Below are 1,443 nucleotides of genomic sequence, written 5' to 3' on the forward strand. Positions count from 1 at the left end.
GTGCGAAGCTCTTTACGTCCCCGTCTTTCCCCCCGTTCCAGAATATCTGCCCGTTCCCAAGCACTAGAACTGCACACTGACCTTTGTGATACTCCTGCGCGATCGCGCATCGCTGATTGCCGCATTTCCGGATGGCTGCTTTGCGGTTCTCAGTCGGCGACCCAACCGAGGAGAATCCATGGAACTTGGCCCCTTGCCCCCAGACGACGGCAAGGGCACCGCCGGTCTTCGCGAATGAGGATGCTGTCCAGAAGCACTGCGCGATTGTCATCACCAAGATAAATGATAGCCTTGCAGACATAGACCCCTCCTTCGCCTCACATCAGTTGATCGTGCCGGTTCCAAACGCGTAGGCAATCCCAAACTGATAGCCGCTACGGCGTCTTTGTTGATAACGCGCGACCACATCTGGTGGAATTGCTGGTGATGGCCCGAGTGCTTTACCCGAACTTGCCGAGACCATGCTTCGCCCCGGTGTTCGCCGCCTGCGGCGATAGCTGCACCTTTCGGAACGCTGCGATGGTCGCTATGACTGCAGTTCACACAGAGACCTATATAGAAAACAACCCCGTGGCCGGGCACTGCCCGCCGTGCACCCTCAGCAAAGAGTCTGCGGCTACGAAACACCGCTGCCGGTCGGTGTAGGGATCGATCAGCTATTAGGCCTAAACATCGGTTCGACCCCATTTTCCACCCTGTCCGATCCCCACGACTCTGACGGTCTGTTTGCGTCGCTGATGACTGCTTCCTTCCATTCGGAAGAAAATATCGCACCATTAAAGCTCGAGATCAAACAAACCTTGGGTCTCCGTTGCTTCGGTCCGACACGCTACCGTCAGGCTGCGCGGATGGCGCAACCAGTCGACACGTCGATCRGCCATCCTCGCACCGGCTTGAAGGTCCGCCATTGAAGATCCGAGGCCCAAAGCTGCCAGTTCCGCCTTTGGCCAAAGGTCACGTTGGGTCGGCCCCCGTCAATGCCGGAGCGGGTGCCACCGTCGGCGAGGCGGTGTGGTCCTGCCCCGACATCATCCCGCCTATCGGGATGAAAAGACGACAACGGACACAACCCTTTCGGATGGGTGTCGTCCTGTGACCAAGACCGTCGTTTATGCCCGCGTCTCAACTGCCGACCAGACGCTTAAGCATCAACGCAGGCAGGCCGAGCTAGCAGGTTTCAAGATTGATCAAGAGATTGCCGACCACGGTGTGTCCGGCATCTCGACCAAGCTGGCGGAGCGACCTCAAGGAAAGCGGCTGTTCGACATCCTCCGCCCTGGTGACACGCTGGTGGTGCGCTGGGTCGACCGGCTGGGCCGCGACTATCGGGACGACGTGTCGGATAGCATCCGGCTTTTCATGCGTGAGGGTTCGCCGCCGTACCGATGAACGAGCAGCGAGTTTGAGGATCATCGTAGGATTTCACTGACCGACGGCATATGA

Annotated in this window: 1 protein-coding gene and 1 pseudogene; one reads left to right on the forward strand and one right to left on the reverse strand. The window is 58.6% G+C overall.

From position 1 onward, the window contains the following. The coding region (locus ACXJ7R_RS32560; RefSeq protein WP_457155386.1) for a hypothetical protein at window positions 1–301 on the reverse strand (301 nt) is incomplete at its 3' end. Window positions 302–1,092: 791 nt separating this feature from the next. Here ACXJ7R_RS32560 and ACXJ7R_RS32565 point away from each other — a divergent pair. After that, window positions 1,093–1,371 (forward strand): annotated as a pseudogene (locus ACXJ7R_RS32565) (recombinase family protein); the annotation flags it as partial. Window positions 1,372–1,443 lie beyond the last annotated feature (72 nt).

Source organism: Mesorhizobium sp. P5_C1 (assembly GCF_054049815.1).